Raw genomic sequence first — 18,453 nt, forward strand, 5'->3', positions numbered from 1 at the left:
CGGGTTTACTTTATCAATCGAACCACTAGCGAACCCGGAGCGCGAACCGATTCCACGTTATGGCTGATAACGGTTCCGCTTGTAGGTGAGTAGTAGGTTTGGATCTCATCACCAAAGCTATTGTATTGCGTAGCAAGTTTTTGCCCCTGTTCGACATTTTCCAACAGCTCAACATGACAAATCACAAAGCCACCTTGCTCTGCCCTCACACTGGTGATGGTATTTCCCTCAACGCATTGCTCTTGTGTCGTCTGTACCTCTCCAGCAAGCATCTCGTAAGAGCGCAGTACATTCAAAACACCCAGCGTTGCTCTATCAACCATCTCTAAATCGGTATAACGACCCACACCCACTTCAATAGTGATGGACGGAATATCAGCGCGATTATAAACCGTTTCAAGAATTCCTGGATCGCCCGGGTCATTAAGAATCACATCAGGGTTGATCAGCCTCGCCATCCGAATCGCATCGTCAATTCGGTAATCGGCAAACGCATAAAGTGGATACGCACTGCCGCTAGTTTGAGAGTGGAGATCAATCGCAAGATCAGCATTGGGCTTGAGCAAATTCTCCCATAAGCTATAGGCATAGCGACTGGCATCATCGCCATTAGGGCTACCTGGGAATATACGATTAAGGTTCGCAGATGAACTGTCTGGCGCAGCGGAGTGAAAATCGCGACTGTGGCGAGCAATGCCCGATAAGTTAACCGCCGGAACGATAGTAACGCAGCCAGATATCGCTTTGCCCTCTAGCTCTCGGGCAAGCTTTTGCGCCGTTAAAATACCATTTTGCTCATCGCCATGTACACCCGCCGTAATCACAATGCGTTTTCCGGGCTTAGCCCCTTTAAACACTCTAACGGGCAAAGTTTGCGGATGACCAATCGCGTCTGTTGCCACCGCAAACCAGAATTTATGCTCTCCCGCCTCAAGCGCGTTGACGTCTAGCGCTTGAATAGTTGGGTACATTGGCACAATACATTCATTGAGTGGCTTGGTCATTTTATTCTCCATCTGCATAAAGCCTCTAGCAAGTTACACTCGGGCAACCAATTTTTGCAATAAACGAATCAGCTCATCACGCTCTTGTGGATCAAGTGCACTGAGGATTTTTTGATTAATCCCTAAAGGAATGGGGATGAGTTGCTCTCTAAGCGCACGCCCTTCATCCGTCAGATAAATTCGGAAAGAACGGCGGCTGTTGGGATCCGCTTGTCTTTCAACCAGCCCGAGATTTTCAAGTTTATCGAGTGTTCTAGTTGTGGTTGAGTTTTCCACCTTAGATTTCTGCGCAATCTCGCGTTGGGTCACGCCCTCTTCTTCCCATAAACACATCAACGTAGGCCACAGAGCAATTGTCAGGCCATGTTTTTTTAGTTCCGTATCGAATGTTTTCGCGGCGTCATTAGCCACAACATTAATCAGCCAACCAAAACTACGTTGTCTATCGAATTCTTCACTCATTTACAACTTACTCACTATGAGAATGCAACTATTGCCATGGTAACTGATGTTGCTACAACTAGCACTAATAATGCGCGCCATTGAGAGACTAGCAATACACTCCCTGATTGATTTAAAAAGGTTTGCTTACCAGTTACCATTGCCCAAGTCAGTGGTTTGGAGCACAACTTGTAGAACACAATTGCACCAACATGTAGAGCCACTAACGCAGGTAGAAGATTTGCCAGCAGTAAGTGCGCACTTTCCAATAGAGAGAATACAGAATCCGTTAGCCAGACTTCAGCATACGGCAAATTATCAAGCAATCCCGCCAAGGCCATTCCTGAAATACATTGAACAAGTAAAGCGCAAAGCAAGGTTAGCACCATCCATCCACCCGCTGGGTTATGACCTGGTCGCGATGGCTCCCCGCCCAATAGGTAGTTGAATACACTCTTTGGTGAACGCAGAAACTGCCTAAAACGACTCGTTTCACTGCCAACAAATCCCCAAACTATACGCCATATGATCAAGGTCGTAATAGCTAAACCCAACTGGACGTGCGGACCATTACCGGAAAAACCACTCGCCAATAGCGCCATAAAAAGTCCTGCTTGAGCCCAATGATATAGGCGTGTAGATAGATCCCATACTTTCATTTGATACCTCTTCAATTGTTTGGTTGTTCATTTCATTTGCATTAATTTACACAGCAACAGTTGCAATTGCAACTATTGCTGTGTAAATTAACTCCCAACAACACGCCATGATCGAAAATGATCAAACGAAAAGAAGAGACGACCAATATGAACAAAGTCATTGTCAGCCTACTGTGCTCAACCCCTTTACTGGTTCACGCGCAAGATTACTCGCAGCAAATTGAACAAAGACAGCATGCTTTTGAACAGGTAGAAACGTTGGTTAAGAGTGCGAGCCGCACCCTAGATGGTTCAAATACGGAGTGGGATAAGCTTGGTTCTACCAGTTCACAGTTAAAAAACCATAGCCAAAGCCTATTAGCTCTGTTTCCAACTGGCAGCCAACAAGACAGTAAAGCGAAAGAGAATATATGGAGCAAACCCGAGAAATTTAATCAACTGTTGCTGCAAATGGATAAAGGTTTTGAACAGCTTTATCAGGCTAGTCAGCAACAAAACCTATCCCTTGCAGAGTCTAGCTTAGACTCCGCGCAAAAAACCTGTAAAAGCTGCCACCGAAGCTACCGCTCGCGCTGGTAATCAACCACAAACGATAACTTATCCAAATTATATAGAGGAACATGACATGAAAGCATTAACTACCGCAGCACTCATCACATCACTTTTCGCTTCAACTTTTACAATCGCGGCCGACTTCGGTGTCTCACTCGAATGGAACACCGACAATGCAGAAGAAGTTCTTAACACTATGCCAGAGCAAAAAGCAGCCTTTGGCAAACTCGTGGAACAAGGCGAAATCAAAGATATGTTCGTGTCTCGTAGCCAGATTGATAACCGCTCAGTACAGATGCTGCGCTTTGTTATCGAAGCAGACAACCCTGCACAGGTAGAACAAAAACTTAAGGATTTACCACTCTACAAAAAGGAGCTGGTCAAAATAGCAAACATTCAGCCTATGGGTTCAAAATGGTTAGACAATACACCTGTTTACAACAACTATGGAGTAACAATCACATGGAAAAAAGGTATAGAAGCACTAGAGATGGATCGTGTACTAGGCATCGACTTGCAACGTGTCATCAGTCTAAATCAGGCGGGGCTCGTCACGTCATCTTACCTCGATACACAAGAACTTAACGACGGAATTGTACGTCCAATTTACTCAGTTGCCTTTCTTGCTAAAGACGCACAACATGCTCAAGAGCTGAGCAAACAGTTTGAAGCCGTGATGCTTGGCTACGCGACGATTCAGGTTCAGCACTTGGGCCACAAGCTTGATTTAAAACGCTAAATCAGTGATTTAAATCCAGCGATTCCATATATGAAAATTAAATTTATTAATTTTATCAACGAATTAGGAACTATCATGTATGTGGGAGGGATTCTTTCTCACATCGTGATTGGTGCAACACTAGGCCATGAAAGCCCGATAACGGCTTATCATGTGGGAATATATAAGGAGTTAAGTGCATATATTCTAATACTACCTGGGCTAGGGCTGAAGGTGCTTGCAGACCTGTACCTTTACCGCCAATTCGATTACAAGCCAAATTGGTTAAGAATAAAACTATTACTTTTAAGTTTTCTCGCAGTCAACGCGTTTGTATTCTTAGTCCCAATGATGCCGGAAATGGTCGAACTAGCTAAAGCTTCACTCAACAAAGATACTCTCGATCCAGAGTATTTTGAAAAAGCTAAAATCGAGCAGCTTATAGGTATGTCTAATGCTATACCGTTATTCTTAGAGTTAGTGCTTGGTTCCTTCAAACCTAAGTTGTTTGGTGAACGCCCCAAGCCAACGTTCACCGATTGACGTAGAAAGTCGGGTCTTTATTGACCCGATTTTTAGCTCTCTTTCGTTGAGGTGACAATAACACTAAACAGAATCAGTGCCCCACCAACCACCTGTAACAAGCTCAATGACTCCTGCAGCCATACCATAGCGAATATCGCACCAAATAAAGGCTCACTGCCCATCAGCAAAGAAACTCGTGTCGGTGACGTTCTGCGCACCGCATAGTTTTGAACATAGAAGGCAAACAAAGTACAAAACAACACTAGGTAAGCCACTGTAATCCAAAACTCGGTACTGGTTGGGATAACAAATTCAGATGCAGGTAAGTACGCCATAGCAGCGAATATCGCAACACCAGCGACCACCAGCGATTGGAGTGACGTAAGCGTACTTGTGGTAATTTCTTTTCCTTCGGTAAAACGCTTAGTTAGCGTCACCATTAAGGCTCTGAGCAATGCCGCCCCTAGGATAAAATAGTCACCGGTATTGAGTGACAATTCGATACCTTGGTTACTGGTTAGCAATAAGACGCCTACCACACTGCACAGAGTTAAACCCCATAAAGTATTGCTGACTCGTTTCTTATTGATTATTAACTCGGCAAAGGCCGTCAGTATCACCGATAAGCTAATCAAGAACGCCGCATTTGATGCTGAGGTTTGAGAAACCCCGAACACTTCGCAGAAAAAAATCGCCGATAGGATAAAACCAGTCGGTATGGCAATCTTCCAGTCTTTATTGAGCCCACGGCGAAAGTCTCGAATCACTACAGGTAGCATACATAGAAAAGTGATCGAGAAACGAATCGAAATGAAAACTAAAACGCTAGTGTAAACAAGAGCACTCTTGGTCAGTCCATAACTTGTGCCCCAAAAAACTGCGACGAGTAGCAACAATGATTCGGTTAACGGAAACTTAAAACTTCCTTTTTTTAATTGACCCGTAGCCGTTGTCATCTTATTCCTCCATTTTTGTAAAAGCGATAACGAGTACATCCCTGTACGCGTATTTATCTAAACTGTTTGGTGTGATGGCAGTCACCTCATGCATGGTTTTTTCATCATTGGCTAACACCACATCAAATGTTTTATCCAGCGTCAGGGATTCCAAAGTATTCCCCTTGTCATCTGTGATCGTAGTTTCACCGCCAGACACATTGATCTTATTGATCATCAGTGACGCAATATAGGTCACGCCGTCACGATGCAAACCCTCTGGAGTTGGCTCACCTTGTTCAGCTTCATCAGCGATGATTCGATAGGGGTGTAAGCGAATGTTCCAATCCGTTGCCTGTTCTTCTGCCAAGTCATACACATCGCTCAGCAACAGCAAAAGTCTCTCTAGAATTGGTGATGTGACAAAACGATCCGTTAAAGGCTCAAAGTGGCGCTCAATGTCACCATTCAATGAATTGATGTAAGAAGGCTGCACATAAGGTTCATGGGGCAGCATTGAAATCTGCTTACCACCTTTTGCTTTTAGGAACTGACCATATCGACGGTAACGATACGCCCCGCCATCTGCCATATAGCGATCACGCTCTAGGTGATTCCAGCAGTTTTTAAATCGAATCACCTCGTCTACGTTGGTTGTCAGCAAATTGGTCATCTGCTTGCCACTGACAAAAACATAACTATTTTGACTGAGTATCTGAGCAATAACCGAAGCATGACGCTCGATAGGCTTTTTCACCGTTTCCATATAGGCCACCTCGCAACTACACCGTTTGTTGTTGTTTTTTTAATGATGAGGGAGAGAGTGTTCGCAAACTTCTTTTATGAGCGGTTTGCACCTCCCATGCATCTCTATCACGAAGATACTTAGGCTCGTCTGCAACTATGCCAGTTGCTAGAACATGTCCTCGTGATAGTGAGAATAAAACACTGCCAGAGACGTGCTCGGCAGTGTGAGCGATGAACGCATAGCTTGAGCTCTGCAACATGCTTCCCCAACGGCCTTCAACCGCTTCTTGAGTCCACATTTCGTTGTGCATCGCTTTCGCTTTGAGAACATCGGTAGGTAAAGTTGCTGTTTCCAACAACTTATATGCTTTCATAAGGATGTGAGCAGCGGGTGCTTCGCGCACCTCTAAGACTTTTTCATCCTCATCTAGGTGGTCGAAACCTACATATCGACCGATTTCATACGCGCCAACGTGGTTGTTAATGAAAGCAATTAACTCTTTAAGGTTTATCGGTAAATCGTTGATGGTTACTGGGTACCCCTTACGAAATCCTATTTTGATTTGATGGTTATCAAGCTGCTTAGCTGGATTCCATTTTGACCAGCTAAACAGAGACTCTGAGACAGTAAAGGATTCTGGGTCATCCAAAACACCAGACTCAAATTCACGGCACCAAAGATTGGCATCACCGCTAACATTGCGAGATTTAAATCCGACTAAACCAGAATGAAATAGCTCTGCCGTTTTCTGTTCGCGAGTCAGAGCGGAGTACTCATAAGGCGAGCCGTAATACCCCTGATAGCCACTCGCTTCAATCGCGCCATTGAGGCGTCTGAGACTATTTTGAGATTGATTAGCAGTGTGGAGAATAGCTTCACACTTGAGCTTTTGCGCCACTTGCACCGCTTTTTTAACGATGATTGGACGTGACAATGAAGAACTAACAGGGTAATCGCCAAGATAAAGAGCTTGTGCTTGTATTGCAGAAACCAAACTGTGTTCAACGAACTCCTGTTTCGCGTCTAGGATCATCAGATCCACACCATAGTGATCAGCAATCAGGTTTAAATTAGACTCATCAACACCTTCGCCAAGATCAACCACCAATGCGGTCACCTTCACTTTTTGCTCTTTAAGTATCTCAAGGAGGTATGTGCTATCCAAACCACCACTAAACAGAGTTAAAACATGCTTAACCGTACTTGAGATGGTACGAATATCTTCAATACTTCTTAACTTCTTCACGATGTCCTTCCTGCCTTCCCTGCTGTCAATTGACTTAATTAGTATCCATAAGTAACTTAAACGAAACAATACAGCGAATACGCAAAGGATTTTTGCACCATGGACACAAATAGGCTTATTCCACTGTTATCTGAAATGGCAATCTTCGTTAACGTTGTCGACTCTGGCAGCTTTTCCAATACGGCCAAAAAGCTCGGGGTTTCACCTTCATCAGTTAGCCGTTCAATCACTCGCTTAGAAAATGCGTTAGAAGAGAAGCTGCTTGAGAGAACCACAAGGCAAATGCGCCTTAGCTCCACTGGTCAGGAAGTCTATAGCCTGTGCAGCGATATGATTAACTCAGCAAAGATGGCAGTCTCAGCGGCTCAAGCGGACAAAACCGAAGTATCGGGTGTACTGCGCGTCGCAGCGCCTAAAGCCCTCTCGAGACAAGTTCTGATGCCGATGGTGCTAGATTTTATTGATGCCTTCCCTAACGTGGCGCTGCAACTCAAAGTCGCCGATCACTATATAGATCCTATTGGTGATGAAGTCGATGTCATTATTCATATCACTGACAAACCTACGGAAGGGCTAATCGCCAAAACGTTAACCCAGTGCCGCCTAGTCATGTGCGCCAGTCCTGATTATCTTGAACAACATGGCATCCCAATCCATCCGGAAGATATCTCATCCCACAACTGCCTTTGTCTTGGTGAAAACCCCCGCGATCGCGTTTGGGACTTTACCAATAATCACAAGAAAGTATCGATTAACGTTAATGGCTCATTTGCCGTCAACCACAGTGAGATTCGTCGTGAGGCCGTGTTACGAGGAGTCGGAATTTCGGTATTTCCAGAGTTTGCTATTCAAGACTATGTGGAGTCAGGCGAGGTAATTGAAATTCTGCGCGACTGGCATGTAGGTGGCAATTACCAAGGCAAGGTCATTGCTCAGTATGCTCAGTCAAAGTTCATCCCGGGGCAGATAAAAACCTTTGTCGATTATCTACAGAAAAGGTTTCAATCTAAATAGACGAAGCTAAAGAGGGCTCTCCAACCGGAGTTAGCCCTCTAGTCTTGAGTCACCCATAACTCACTCAGTGGACACCAACCGAACCCATCCACTTTACTACCTTGAAGGCGTTCGGAAACTTCAAGTTGGAAGTACTCACGCTTTAGCTCAGTCAAAATCTGCCGCTCATCTAGCCACGCTTTTAAGTCACTCAACAACTGCCAAGACGCCTTAATATCAGGCTCGCTACGAATGGAATCAAGCTGAGATTGAATAGCAAACAAGGTTTCATCGGAAAGATTCAACGCTTCAAATGGTAAACGTAACAAGAAGCTCAACCACGCGGCGTAGCGATCATTTTCCTCGATAATACTGCATAACATCGCATCTGCTGTTTGTGAATACTCACCATAACCAATCGCGAAAGTGGTATCACCACTCTTAGCCACTTTTCCAAGTAGCTCCTGCGCGTTAGACGTATCTTCTACAGCAATAAGACGTGTGTCTTGCATCCGTATTTCATTCGAGAGCAACATAAAAATTGCCGGGTAATGACTGCCAACTTCTGTCGTACTCTCTGGCATTTGTAAACGTATCTGGTTATGAGAGCATTGCTTGCTTACAGCCCAATCAGGGTAAAACCATATTTCTACCCGGTCTAAAATCGGCACTTGATGGCTGTAGAGTGGATTTCGATTTAAACGCAGCATATTCGTCGAGAAAACATCAACCGAAAACGCACCTGAGCCGACAAGTTTATCCGGTGATGCTTTACGAAAAATCGAGGCTTCAGCTCTGGCAAGCAATCTAGGTAAATGCCTGTCAGGTCTATTCAATTTAACTTCAACGACAGAATCAGAAACCTTACGAACAGCCTCCACATGCTGATAGCAACCGGACCAACACTGGTGAGAGGCCAACCCTTGTAGACTTCTGACAATATCTTGCGCAAGTAACGGATAACCGTCATGGAATTGAACATGGCTCCTTACGTGGAATCGCCAAACTGTTCCTTCCGTATTCGTAGTCCAGTGATACGCTACGTCTCCCTTTAGCTCATTATTTTCCACTTGAGTTAAGCGTTGGTATGCATGCATCACCAGAAAACGCTCTGTTCTGCGTTGTACATTATGTGGATGGAGCGGTTCAATGGCACGATGAAAAGGAATATAAGCGCTCTGTTTTGCAGTATGGTTGGTGCCATTTAAAACCATCTGCAGCTCTTTTCCTGCATCGCGGCCACCAAAGCTCAATAGACTCAGTAACTCATCGACCTGACCGTCATCGGCCAACCGCTGGGCTTCGGCATAACAAGCATCTATGGGTTCAATCAGACAGGATAACGACGCCTTCTTACTCCGTCCTGAGTTAGCCTGCCAGCTTATCCAGCCACTGTCTTCCATGGTTCTAACCAAGGTAAATACATGCCTTTCCGTGACGTTCCATAGGGACGCAAGCTGGCTTACCTGACATCGTGACTCTCCTGGGCCAAAGGCGCAAAAGACCTGTTCGTAGAGTTCGAGTTTGCGCTTAGTATTTTTCACCGCTCTTCAATCGTCTCCTAACCAGTTAAATGAGAAAATCCATTCTCTTTTAATGCTTCTTCCATTGTCGTAAGTACTCGTTCGGTGACCTGATGCAACAGCACATCTGACTCCATTTCCTTATGACTGACTAGCCATGAGAAATGATCAATTTCAAACTCAAAACCATTGCCAGCAGCGAGCGACTCAATCATTGTTACCTTTCCTTTGTGCTCAATCTCGATCACCTGCGGGTTCCACCACTTATCTTTTATGGTAATAATGAAGTCATTCCCTTTTAGAATAGCGACTCGGGAGAGAGCGGTTGTGATTGACGACGATATCTTACCTTTAATCGCCCCATCAAATTTAAAGAAAGCATCGGTATCAACATGACATTGATCTAATGTACCCAACATTTCAACGAACGGCTTTGAGACTTCAACGTTCATAAAATGGCAAAGATCGTAGTAAAGCCACAAACTATAAACACCCACGTCCAGTGTTGATCCGCCAGAAAGCTTGTCATTAAAAATGAACACCTCTGGATCGTATTGATTTCGATTTCCAAACCCAGCTTCAATAGACGTAAGCTGAAGTTGATGTTGTTTAATGTATGCTTTCAGCTCTCGATAAGCTGGGAATGTCACCGTTTTCATTGCCTCTAAAAGCAAGACGCCCTGCTGCTTGGCAAGAGCCTTCATTTCTAGCCAATCACTCAGGTTCGTAAAGGCTGGTTTTTCAACTAGAACATGTTTTTGGCGGCTTAGGAATAACTCAGCTAACGCTTTATGATAAGGATGAACCGTCGCAATGTAGACCGCCTCTAGTTCAGAATCTTCCGCCATCTCTTGGTAGCTTCCATAATGCTCATTAGCACTAAACTGTTCGCCAAAGCTTTTTGCACGCTCGAAATCTCTTGCTGCCACCGCGTGCAGCTCACCATGTTGACTATATTGGGTCAGCGCTGTAGCAAAACGTTGCGCGATGTTTCCTAGCCCTGCGATACCCCATTTAACTTTTTTCACCTGAATTTCATACTCTTCATTTTTAAGGATAGATTAATCATACCCAGAGGTTAGAAAACAAAATAGCGCACAAAAAATCGTTTCTGTTCATGGTTTAATGCCCAGTAGCCGAACTCCAATCTAAAAAAGCAGTAACCAAAAAATAAAGGCGTATTGTGAATCAATACGCCTTTATTTAAACATAGCTATGTTACCAAGCAATTAAGTCCATTTAAGCACTCGAACTTCATTACCCTCTTCAGGTAATCTCGGAATATTGAGAGGCAATAACAAAGAAACCAACGCCATACCTGCACCAATGTAGAAAACATGCCTCAAATCCATTTCAAAGGCCTGTAGGCGACACCTAAAAAAGGGAGCCTCGGCCCCCTTTCAACTATGTACCAATTAACGTCTACTCTAGCGCCACAAATCAACCCTGATCATCGGCAAGAACAGAAAATATCTTAAATCACGTAGACAGCACCGGCTTCAGGCCAAGAACTATCACTCCAATCAAGAAGAGGATCCGATGGATGCATAGGAGCACCTATCGCAAGCTTGTGAGAGCCAGGTTTAAACTCAAGCGACTCACCAAAAGCTTCATCCACGCCTGGCACGCTATCACCAGTAATTACTCCTTCATAAGCACGGTCTCTATCTCCATAATTCGTCAGGTGATATATATATACAGCGCCATCACCGTCACCTCCAAGCTCTAAAGTATCAGCATTTGTATGAAGACCAAAGCCACGCCAAGGAGCATTTTCTGCTGTAACTGCAAGATAACCATCATCACTTAGAGCAATTCGCGAACCAAATCTTTGACCTTTGGAAGATTTAACAGGATCGATTGTATCAACCGCATTCTGGTACCAATAACCTCTTTGACTGTCATACCTATAAATTAGGACTTCATCAATACCTGGAGCTCCCACTGCAAGTAAGTCTCCTGAACTATTCAATTTTACAATTTCACCAAATCCGCTTCCTTCGACCGCACTGACTCCTGGTAGAGTTAGCGTCGCATCTAATCGCCACAAATCATCTGCATTTTTGGGGTTAGATGCTCTGCGGTAAATATAGACAGCTCCACTATGCTTTATCTCACTAGAAGACTGTTTGCGAACTGAATCCATTGGAGCACCAACAACTAGCACTTCATCATTGGCGACTGATACACTGGCACCGAATCTTGCATCATGAGACAAATCGCTAGGTTTTTGAATCTCCCCCTTCAGAGTTGAGCCACCAACTTTCATGTACTCAACTTTTCCACTGCCATCATGTTGTGGAGAGCCATAAATGACCATTTCTCCATTGTATTCAGATATTGCAATTGCGGAGGCAAAGCCATTATTGTCTGCAAGTGTTCTGTCAGGCATCTTATGGCCCTGCGGGGAAATTAGGCCTACATGAAGCTCGGTAGTATCACCTGATGAAAATCGTCTAGTGCCTGCATAAATAATACCCCCTGATTGGTCAGTAATATCAGCGAGTATAGAGCCTGTACCATAACCAAAATTCGCGCCAACATTAAACTGATGAGTATATACATACTGACCGCTATCTTGTTGTTTATAAATATCTGCTAAATCTTCACCTGAATTGACCAGAAGATGTCCATCTAGCCACGTTAATGCTTGCCCAAAATGAGGGACATTCGTTTCGTTTCCATGAACAACATGTGTTTTTAGCTTAGTGACATACTGGTCTAAGTTTTGTAATTCAAATCTAGGTGTTTGGATAGGACATACTCCATTATCTCTACATCCAAGCAATTCATACTGTGCTGTCATGCCATCGATATCAACTAAGTCTAACTCAATGTTTACTGAGGTACCTTTGATATTAGTAGCCACCACTTCACTATTTAGATATTGATTGGTCGCTCTGTAACGAAGTAATTTGTAATAACTAGCTCCATTTAATTTGTTCCATTCGAGTACAACGTCACCACTCTTAGGGCTAGCTTGAGTCACAGCAAGAGACTGAGAGCTCAAATCAGCTTGAGGAAGTGAGTAACTACCACTATCGCTACCACTACCGCAAGCAGATAGTCCAAGAGCAAGACAAACTGGCAATAATTTTTTTACCGTCATAATGAACCTTTTCGGCTGAATGATATGAGAACAGCAATATTTCGTTTAACTAGACTTCCTCTAAAGAGCTGTTTGAAAAGTTAAATAGAGGAAAAATAGGTGTTAAAACCAATACAGTTATTTGAATCTTATTTTCGCCGCGGATGTTACTCGCATGAAAAAAAGTCTCCAGACTCAATATCGAAACATTACATTGCAAAAACTCAACATCATTAACTTTGTTTACAACATAAACAAACATAAAAATCTGATTTAGAATGAAAATAAAAATAACTAACCACCAAGTGACAACAGTCCGGATAGATGAAGTAATTGCCTCATCGATAAAATAAAACTAGCTCCATTTTAAAATTCGAACTTCATTACCCTCTTCAGGTAATCTCGGAATATTGAGAGACAATAACAAAGAAACCAACGCCATACCTGCACCAATGTAGAAGACTGCGGCTGGCGAGACCAACCAGATAAAGCCGAACGTCACTGGAATAAACACAGCTGCAATATGGTTGATAGTGAAAGAGACACCGGCGGTAGACGCCATATCAGCAGGGTCGGCGATTTTTTGGAAATAGGTTTTGATTGCCAGCGCTAGAGCAAAAAACAGGTGATCGATAACATAGAGTGCCGCAGCCCATTCTGCTGTCTCTACCAAAGCGTAACCGACAAAGACCCCAATCAAGCCAACGTATTCAAACATTAGAGCTTTACGCTCACCGACTTGACCAATGAAGCGGCCGATACGTTTGGCGAATAAGAAGTTAAACACGTAGTTGATGATAAACAGTAGCGTGACATCTGCAGCAGAGTAACCAAAGCGCTCCACCATTAAGAAACCTGCAAACACGGTAAAAATCTGTCGGCGTGCGCCACTCATAAAGGTCAGGGCGTAGTAAAGCCAGTAACGTTTTCTCAAGACCAGCTTCTTGTTTTGCTGCACCTTGGTTTCAAACTGAGGAAAGGCGAACGCCATCCACACCACAAGCAAGAATCCAACACCGCCAAAGGTTAAGTAAACCCATTGGAAGTCCATCTTGAAGACTTCTAGACAAACCCAAAGCGAGCCATAGGTCACCAACGAGGCGAGCGCACCAACAGAGATAAACTTGCCCAGCATTTCTGGCGCTTCATCTTTAGAGAGCCATTGCAGTGATAAAGACTGTTTCAGCGTTTCAAAATAATGAAAGCCGGTAGACATAAGAAGAGTCGTAAACAGCAATCCAAAAAGTGAAGGAAAAAATCCGGTGATTGCAGTGCCTAATGTCAAAGCAGCGAGGGAAAGTATCATAAAACGCTGCTCTCGAATAAACAGCAACACAAACACTGCGGTAAAAGCAAGAAAGCCCGGTATTTCACGCACGCTCTGCAACAAACCTATATCTGAACCATCAAAGTTTGCTCGCTCAATAACGAAGTTGTTAAGCAACGCCATCCAACTTGAGAAAGCAATAGGGACGACGATTGAAATAAGCATGAGGAAGTTTTGCGGAGTTTTCCAACTCGCGGAATGATTCATGAGTAATTCCTTATGTGAACAAGCTGTTACATTAGATCGCCTTCGCTATAGAAACAAACGAATTTACAAACTATACCAATCTAATGCCTTCGAACATCGAAACACTGCACCAACAACAATACTGCCGAAAAATAACTTTAAAACAATACTTTAACAATCCAAATTTTCTAGTTATGGTGGAGCAATGTTTAACCAGTCGAAAAGGCAAATAAGATGGAAATAATAATACGTCCGACTCAAGTCAGCGATGCCGCCGCATTGTGTGAAGTTTACTCACAACCTAAAGCGCAGCGTGAGACACTCCAACTCCCAAAACCTTCGGTGAGTATGTGGACAACCCGACTGGAAAACATGCCTGCTGGTGTCTATAGCTTTGTCGCCGAAGTTGACGGTAAAGTGGTCGGCAATATTGGCTTCGAACATTCGCAACGTCCACGTACCGCTCACTGTGCAAGCTTTGGTATCGGTGTTCACGATGATTACCACGAGCTAGGCATAGGCAGTAAGTTGATAGAGACTGTGCTTGATTTAGCCGACAACTGGCTGCAAGTAAAAAGAGTACAAATCGAAGTCAACGCCGACAATGACCAAGCGATTGCCTGTTATAAGAAATTTGGTTTTGAGATAGAAGGTGAGTCCAAGTTTGGCTCTTACCGAGATGGCGAGTACATCAATACCTACTACATGGCACGTATAAAATTGTAGTCAAAATAGGGCTTACCTAAGGGTAAGCCTTTAACATTTCTAGAGCGCGATCTTTCAAACGCTCGGTGTAGTCATTGATTTTCCAATGTTCTGGGCTCCAACCTTTCACAAATCGCTGAAAATCCGCCCAAGCAATAGCAAACAGAGGTCGCCAAGCCGCTTCAACCTCTTCGGCAGACAAATGGGGTTGATGTGTCTGCAAGGCCAGTCGTAGAGCAGCGAAATACTCATCCAGAATCCAAGCTTCCATTTCAGCACACTGCTGTGGCTCTACCGCACTGCTCATAAACAGCGCGACATCTTTCATCGCACACCCTTTACCTATGTACTGAAAATCAACCGCTGCTGCGTTTTTGCCATCAGGAGAGAAGCAGAAGTTTGCTAATTTCGCATCGCCATGCACCAGCGTTGTAAAAAGAGCATTTTGAAGCACACTATCTATCTGCTCAGCTCTAGCCTTCAACCCCACATCACTCAATGCTTGTAACTCATCAGCTCGTGTAGCCAAATGCCAATAGGTACCAACTTCCCACAGTCCCTCGCCTTGATGACCGATATGCTGAGCATGAAAGTCGGCAAGCCAACCAAGGCAGGCTCTTAAGTGATGCTGACTTGGCGTTGTAACGACTTCGGTAAAACCCACTTGCTTGAGATCTTCCATCACCAACAACAGCTCTTGTTCCGGTTGCTTAACCATCAACGTCGTCGGGACTTTGGCGTGACATCGCTTCGCTGCAAATTGATACCAGTTCAGTTCGACTTGATACGAACGAAGTTTACGTTGGTGCGAGACATCAGTGTTCCAGCCTTTTGGATGATGCTTGGGTTTTGGCAGCAGAACATGCTTAACGATAACGCTCGTATTATCGACATAAAGGCGAACAAGTTCGCCATAGCCACCCCATAAGGTTTGCAGAACATCTAATGAATGCAGCGTTGAGTAGCCAAGCTCTGAAACAAGCGGTTGATAATTGTACTGCATTGTTAGTCTGCTTTGAGATGAGACCACTGAGCATTACGATTCAAGTAATGCACAACATAGCTGCAAATCGGCTCTACCTTTACACCAAGTTGTTCGATTTTCGGTAAAACCGCTTCCATCATCACTTTCCCGTAACCTTTACCTTGAAGCACCTCTGGTACCTTGGTCGAGGTGATCGCGTACACGTCACCTTTGTCTTCAAACTTCACGATTGCGTAGTGATCTCCCTCAAGATGAACACGAAACTGTGAGTTTACTTCATCCAAAATTACCTTATGAGACATGTTGACTCCTGAAAATGATACTTAGCTCAAGTTTATTGAGTGATTTGATGTTTGAACATACCGCCAAGCAAACATAGAATTGAAATTATCCAAATGTCTATAATTGTCATGAGGATGTCATATATTCACCTGCCTCAAAAACAATAACATGGTGGGAACAACGGAGGCTAGATGAATACCCAAGCAGCAGCAATTAAAGAGCAACCGACTCGCTCTGCAAGTGATAGAAATGTTTCTACTTTAAATAGTACTGATGCACTCGCTATGATTGAACATGGTGGGGAGCTGACTATTGGCATTACAACACCCGTAGGAACAACGTTTCGCTGTAAAACGTCTTTTATTGGTACTCACTCTGGCAATGTTATTTTGGCCGAATTACCAAAGCTTTCAGAAGACGACTTGAACTTTTTCTTCCAAGAAGGGTTTTGGGCAACCATTCGAGCGATTTCACCAAGAGGTGAAGGCGCTATTGTTCACTTTCGAGGGCAGCTACAGCATGTGTTAAAAGCGCCAGTACCTATTTTCACGCTGTCCGTTCCTCAAACGATGCAAGTTACCCAACTGCGTAAAGAGCCTCGCTTTGATGTAAATCTAGCCGCTAGAGTGATTGCAGAGACTCATAAGCTCGATTGTGAAATTCGTGACCTGTCGAAAAGTGGTTGTCGCTTTATCACTGCACCATTGAGTCGCCCATTTCAAATTGGTGATGAAATCGCTTTAAACGTTCAGCTAAGCTCGCAAAAAGGGGCTGAGTTCGCTCCTCTGTATGGCAAAGTGTGCAACTTACAGCGCTCATTACATTATGCTCGCTATGGTGTTGCGTTTACTGACGACGGAAAAGAGAATGCCAAAGTGCTACTCGGTCATTTAAAATTTGATGGCACTAAGCTTACGCTAAGATAACCAGGCGAATAAAAAAACGCCCTGCAAATTTGCAGGGCGTTTTCATATCTAGCCACTCATTAACCAATAAATGAAATGTAGCCTTGTAGGATAATCAAGTTAACAATGTCGATGAAAAATGCGCCGACAATTGGCACCACCATAAATGCTTGTGGTGACGGACCAAACTTATTCACCAATGACCCCATATTCATTACTGCTGTCGGTGTAGCACCTAGGCCAAAGCCACAGTGACCACCAGCAATAACAGCCGCGTCGTAGTTTGAACCCATCACTTTGAACGTGACAAAGTACGAGAAAACACCTAACACAACAGATTGCACAGCCAGAATGATTAAAAACGGAATTGCTAAGTCAAAGATGTTCCAAAGCTTCAAGCTCATCAGAGCCATTGCCAAGAACAAGGACAAAGAAACCGTACCTAATATATCCACGGTCTCTGCGTCCACTTTATGTGTCTTAGTCACTTCCAATAGGTTGGTAATGAACACACCAATGAACAACGCATAGACGAAGTCAGGGATCATCAGCCAACTGATTTCAAAACTGCTGACCCACTGCTCTAGGTATTTAGCACCCGTCACACAGATGAGAAGGATAAACAAAATCTCGATAACCTTTTTTGCGGTTACTTTGTCTTCTTCATATTCATTGTAAGTCACGAGTTCTGGAAAACGTTCATGGGTTTGTGTACCCGTGCCGTACTCAGATTCAAAGCCATTCTTGTTGATCAGCTTTTGCGCGACTGGACTACCAATAATACCGCCGATGATCAAACCAAATGTGGCCGATGCCATGGCAATTTCAAGCGTGTTAGATAAGCCGAAACTATCAGCAAATGTCTGCGACCAAGCCGCGCCAGTACCATGCCCACCAGAAAGCGTAATAGAGCCTGCAATCAAGCCCATTAAAGGATCAAGCCCCAAAGCGGTCGCCATAGAGACACCCACACCGTTTTGGATAATGATATAAAAAGACGCAACGGCTAAGAAGATAAAGACTTTAGCACCCCCTTTCATCAACTGGGTGTAGTTAGCCGCAAGGCCAACAGTACTAAAGAACATCAACATAAACACTTCTTGCAGCGGTAGAGAGAACTCTAAGTCTATGCCTTTGAAATGCATTAATGTGATGATGACAGCTACGATAAGACCACCGACAATCGGCTCAGGGATATTGAACTTCTTTAAGACAGGAAGTTTAGAGTTGACGAAGTGCCCTAAGAATAAAACGCTAATAGCGATTAAGAAAGATTCTAGTGGTCCAACTGAAATTATCTGATTCATATAACCTCTTTTTTTGATTCACTCATCTTCCCTAACGAGTCCAGAGTCCTCATTGACCCTGTGGAGCTATGCTCATTGATTCAATTTTTCTATTGAAATTTGTCCTTATACAAACAGCCTCAAGATGCTCGTTTCAACAGTTAACCCTACAAATATTAGTCTGGGTTGCGAAAAGAAAGCGGGCATTATTAATAAACTTGCGCCCATTTGTCGAGTATTGACTTTAAAAACACTACTTAAGAGGGTGTAAACGTGCGCTAGATATTAGCTTTACACACTCAGACGAGATAAAGATTGACAAGGTTTTAGGCAAAAAAATAGCCA

Annotated in this window: 20 protein-coding genes; 6 read left to right on the top strand and 14 right to left on the bottom strand. The window is 43.8% G+C overall.

Going from position 1 to position 18,453, the window contains the following annotated elements:
- Window positions 1-5 precede the first annotated feature (5 nt).
- The 3 genes from IX91_RS22240 to IX91_RS22250 are packed head-to-tail and all read right to left on the bottom strand — an operon-like array spanning window position 6 to window position 2,104.
- Entirely contained in the window at window positions 6-1,004 is a 999-nt protein-coding gene (locus tag IX91_RS22240) for a succinylglutamate desuccinylase/aspartoacylase family protein (RefSeq protein ID WP_004743895.1), read from the bottom strand.
- 33 nt (window positions 1,005-1,037) lie between these two features.
- Complete coding sequence (locus IX91_RS22245; protein WP_004743896.1) at window positions 1,038-1,466, bottom strand: MarR family winged helix-turn-helix transcriptional regulator; 429 nt, start codon at window positions 1,464-1,466, stop codon at window positions 1,038-1,040.
- Between the two features lie 14 nt (window positions 1,467-1,480).
- Window positions 1,481-2,104, bottom strand: a complete 624-nt coding sequence (locus IX91_RS22250) for a cytochrome b/b6 domain-containing protein (protein ID WP_004743897.1) — start codon at window positions 2,102-2,104, stop codon at window positions 1,481-1,483.
- 117 nt (window positions 2,105-2,221) lie between these two features.
- Between IX91_RS22250 and IX91_RS22255 the strand changes: the two genes are divergently transcribed.
- The 3 genes from IX91_RS22255 to IX91_RS22265 are packed head-to-tail and all read left to right on the top strand — an operon-like array spanning window position 2,222 to window position 3,917.
- Window positions 2,222-2,683, top strand: coding sequence for a c-type cytochrome (locus IX91_RS22255; RefSeq protein ID WP_004743898.1), 462 nt, complete (start codon window positions 2,222-2,224; stop codon window positions 2,681-2,683).
- 46 nt (window positions 2,684-2,729) lie between these two features.
- A complete protein-coding gene (locus IX91_RS22260) occupies window positions 2,730-3,395 on the top strand; it encodes a PH domain-containing protein (protein WP_004743899.1) in 666 nt (221 codons plus the stop codon).
- A 30-nt stretch (window positions 3,396-3,425) separates the two neighbouring features.
- Window positions 3,426-3,917: a hypothetical protein gene (locus IX91_RS22265; RefSeq protein ID WP_004743900.1), complete on the top strand. Its 492-nt coding sequence runs from the start codon at window positions 3,426-3,428 to the stop codon at window positions 3,915-3,917.
- Window positions 3,918-3,949: 32 nt separating this feature from the next.
- On the opposite strand, the gene IX91_RS22270 is transcribed toward IX91_RS22265, so the two are convergent.
- Genes IX91_RS22270 through IX91_RS22280 form a run of 3 tightly spaced genes read right to left on the bottom strand, consistent with a single transcriptional unit; the run spans window position 3,950 to window position 6,828 of the window.
- On the bottom strand, window positions 3,950-4,855 hold the full coding sequence (locus tag IX91_RS22270; protein ID WP_004749152.1) for a DMT family transporter: 906 nt from the start codon (window positions 4,853-4,855) through the stop codon (window positions 3,950-3,952).
- Between the two features lies 1 nt (window position 4,856).
- Window positions 4,857-5,600 carry a 2OG-Fe dioxygenase family protein gene (locus tag IX91_RS22275; protein WP_004749154.1) on the bottom strand — a complete coding sequence of 248 codons (744 nt, stop codon included), beginning with the start codon at window positions 5,598-5,600 and terminating at the stop codon, window positions 4,857-4,859.
- Window positions 5,601-5,616: 16 nt separating this feature from the next.
- Entirely contained in the window at window positions 5,617-6,828 is a 1,212-nt protein-coding gene (locus IX91_RS22280; protein WP_004743903.1) for an argininosuccinate synthase-related protein, read from the bottom strand.
- 99 nt (window positions 6,829-6,927) lie between these two features.
- Here IX91_RS22280 and IX91_RS22285 point away from each other — a divergent pair, with 99 nt between their 5' ends.
- Window positions 6,928-7,842: a LysR family transcriptional regulator gene (locus IX91_RS22285; RefSeq protein ID WP_004743904.1), complete on the top strand. Its 915-nt coding sequence runs from the start codon at window positions 6,928-6,930 to the stop codon at window positions 7,840-7,842.
- 38 nt (window positions 7,843-7,880) lie between these two features.
- Here the strand turns inward: IX91_RS22285 and IX91_RS22290 are convergent, their stop codons facing one another.
- The 5 genes from IX91_RS22290 to IX91_RS22305 all read right to left on the bottom strand — a co-directional run bounded on the left by IX91_RS22290 (window position 7,881) and on the right by IX91_RS22305 (window position 13,966).
- Window positions 7,881-9,365, bottom strand: a complete 1,485-nt coding sequence (locus tag IX91_RS22290) for an ABC transporter substrate-binding protein (RefSeq protein ID WP_038197345.1) — start codon at window positions 9,363-9,365, stop codon at window positions 7,881-7,883.
- Between the two features lie 17 nt (window positions 9,366-9,382).
- Window positions 9,383-10,372 (bottom strand): Gfo/Idh/MocA family protein, encoded by a 990-nt coding sequence (locus tag IX91_RS22295; RefSeq protein WP_004743906.1) that lies wholly within the window; start codon window positions 10,370-10,372, stop codon window positions 9,383-9,385.
- Between the two features lie 201 nt (window positions 10,373-10,573).
- The gene (locus IX91_RS26975; RefSeq protein ID WP_269083063.1) at window positions 10,574-10,696 is read right to left on the bottom strand and encodes a hypothetical protein; all 123 of its coding nucleotides are present in this window, start codon (window positions 10,694-10,696) and stop codon (window positions 10,574-10,576) included.
- A gap of 122 nt (window positions 10,697-10,818) precedes the next feature.
- Window positions 10,819-12,453, bottom strand: coding sequence for a hypothetical protein (locus IX91_RS22300; RefSeq protein WP_004743907.1), 1,635 nt, complete (start codon window positions 12,451-12,453; stop codon window positions 10,819-10,821).
- Window positions 12,454-12,787: 334 nt separating this feature from the next.
- Window positions 12,788-13,966 (bottom strand): MFS transporter, encoded by a 1,179-nt coding sequence (locus IX91_RS22305; RefSeq protein ID WP_004743908.1) that lies wholly within the window; start codon window positions 13,964-13,966, stop codon window positions 12,788-12,790.
- Between the two features lie 213 nt (window positions 13,967-14,179).
- Here IX91_RS22305 and IX91_RS22310 point away from each other — a divergent pair, with 213 nt between their 5' ends.
- Window positions 14,180-14,671, top strand: coding sequence for a GNAT family N-acetyltransferase (locus tag IX91_RS22310; protein WP_004743909.1), 492 nt, complete (start codon window positions 14,180-14,182; stop codon window positions 14,669-14,671).
- 16 nt (window positions 14,672-14,687) lie between these two features.
- Here IX91_RS22310 and IX91_RS22315 read toward each other — a convergent pair whose 3' ends face one another.
- Entirely contained in the window at window positions 14,688-15,653 is a 966-nt protein-coding gene (locus IX91_RS22315) for an aminoglycoside phosphotransferase family protein (protein ID WP_004743910.1), read from the bottom strand.
- A gap of 2 nt (window positions 15,654-15,655) precedes the next feature.
- Window positions 15,656-15,937, bottom strand: coding sequence for a GNAT family N-acetyltransferase (locus IX91_RS22320; RefSeq protein ID WP_004743911.1), 282 nt, complete (start codon window positions 15,935-15,937; stop codon window positions 15,656-15,658).
- A gap of 171 nt (window positions 15,938-16,108) precedes the next feature.
- On the opposite strand from IX91_RS22320, the gene IX91_RS22325 reads away from it, so the two are divergent.
- Window positions 16,109-16,843, top strand: a complete 735-nt coding sequence (locus tag IX91_RS22325) for a flagellar brake protein (RefSeq protein ID WP_004743912.1) — start codon at window positions 16,109-16,111, stop codon at window positions 16,841-16,843.
- 59 nt (window positions 16,844-16,902) lie between these two features.
- Here IX91_RS22325 and gltS read toward each other — a convergent pair whose 3' ends face one another.
- On the bottom strand, window positions 16,903-18,129 hold the full coding sequence (gene gltS / locus IX91_RS22330) for a sodium/glutamate symporter (RefSeq protein WP_004743913.1): 1,227 nt from the start codon (window positions 18,127-18,129) through the stop codon (window positions 16,903-16,905).
- Window positions 18,130-18,453 lie beyond the last annotated feature (324 nt).

Source organism: Vibrio tubiashii ATCC 19109, assembly GCF_000772105.1.
Classification (GTDB): domain Bacteria; phylum Pseudomonadota; class Gammaproteobacteria; order Enterobacterales; family Vibrionaceae; genus Vibrio; species Vibrio tubiashii.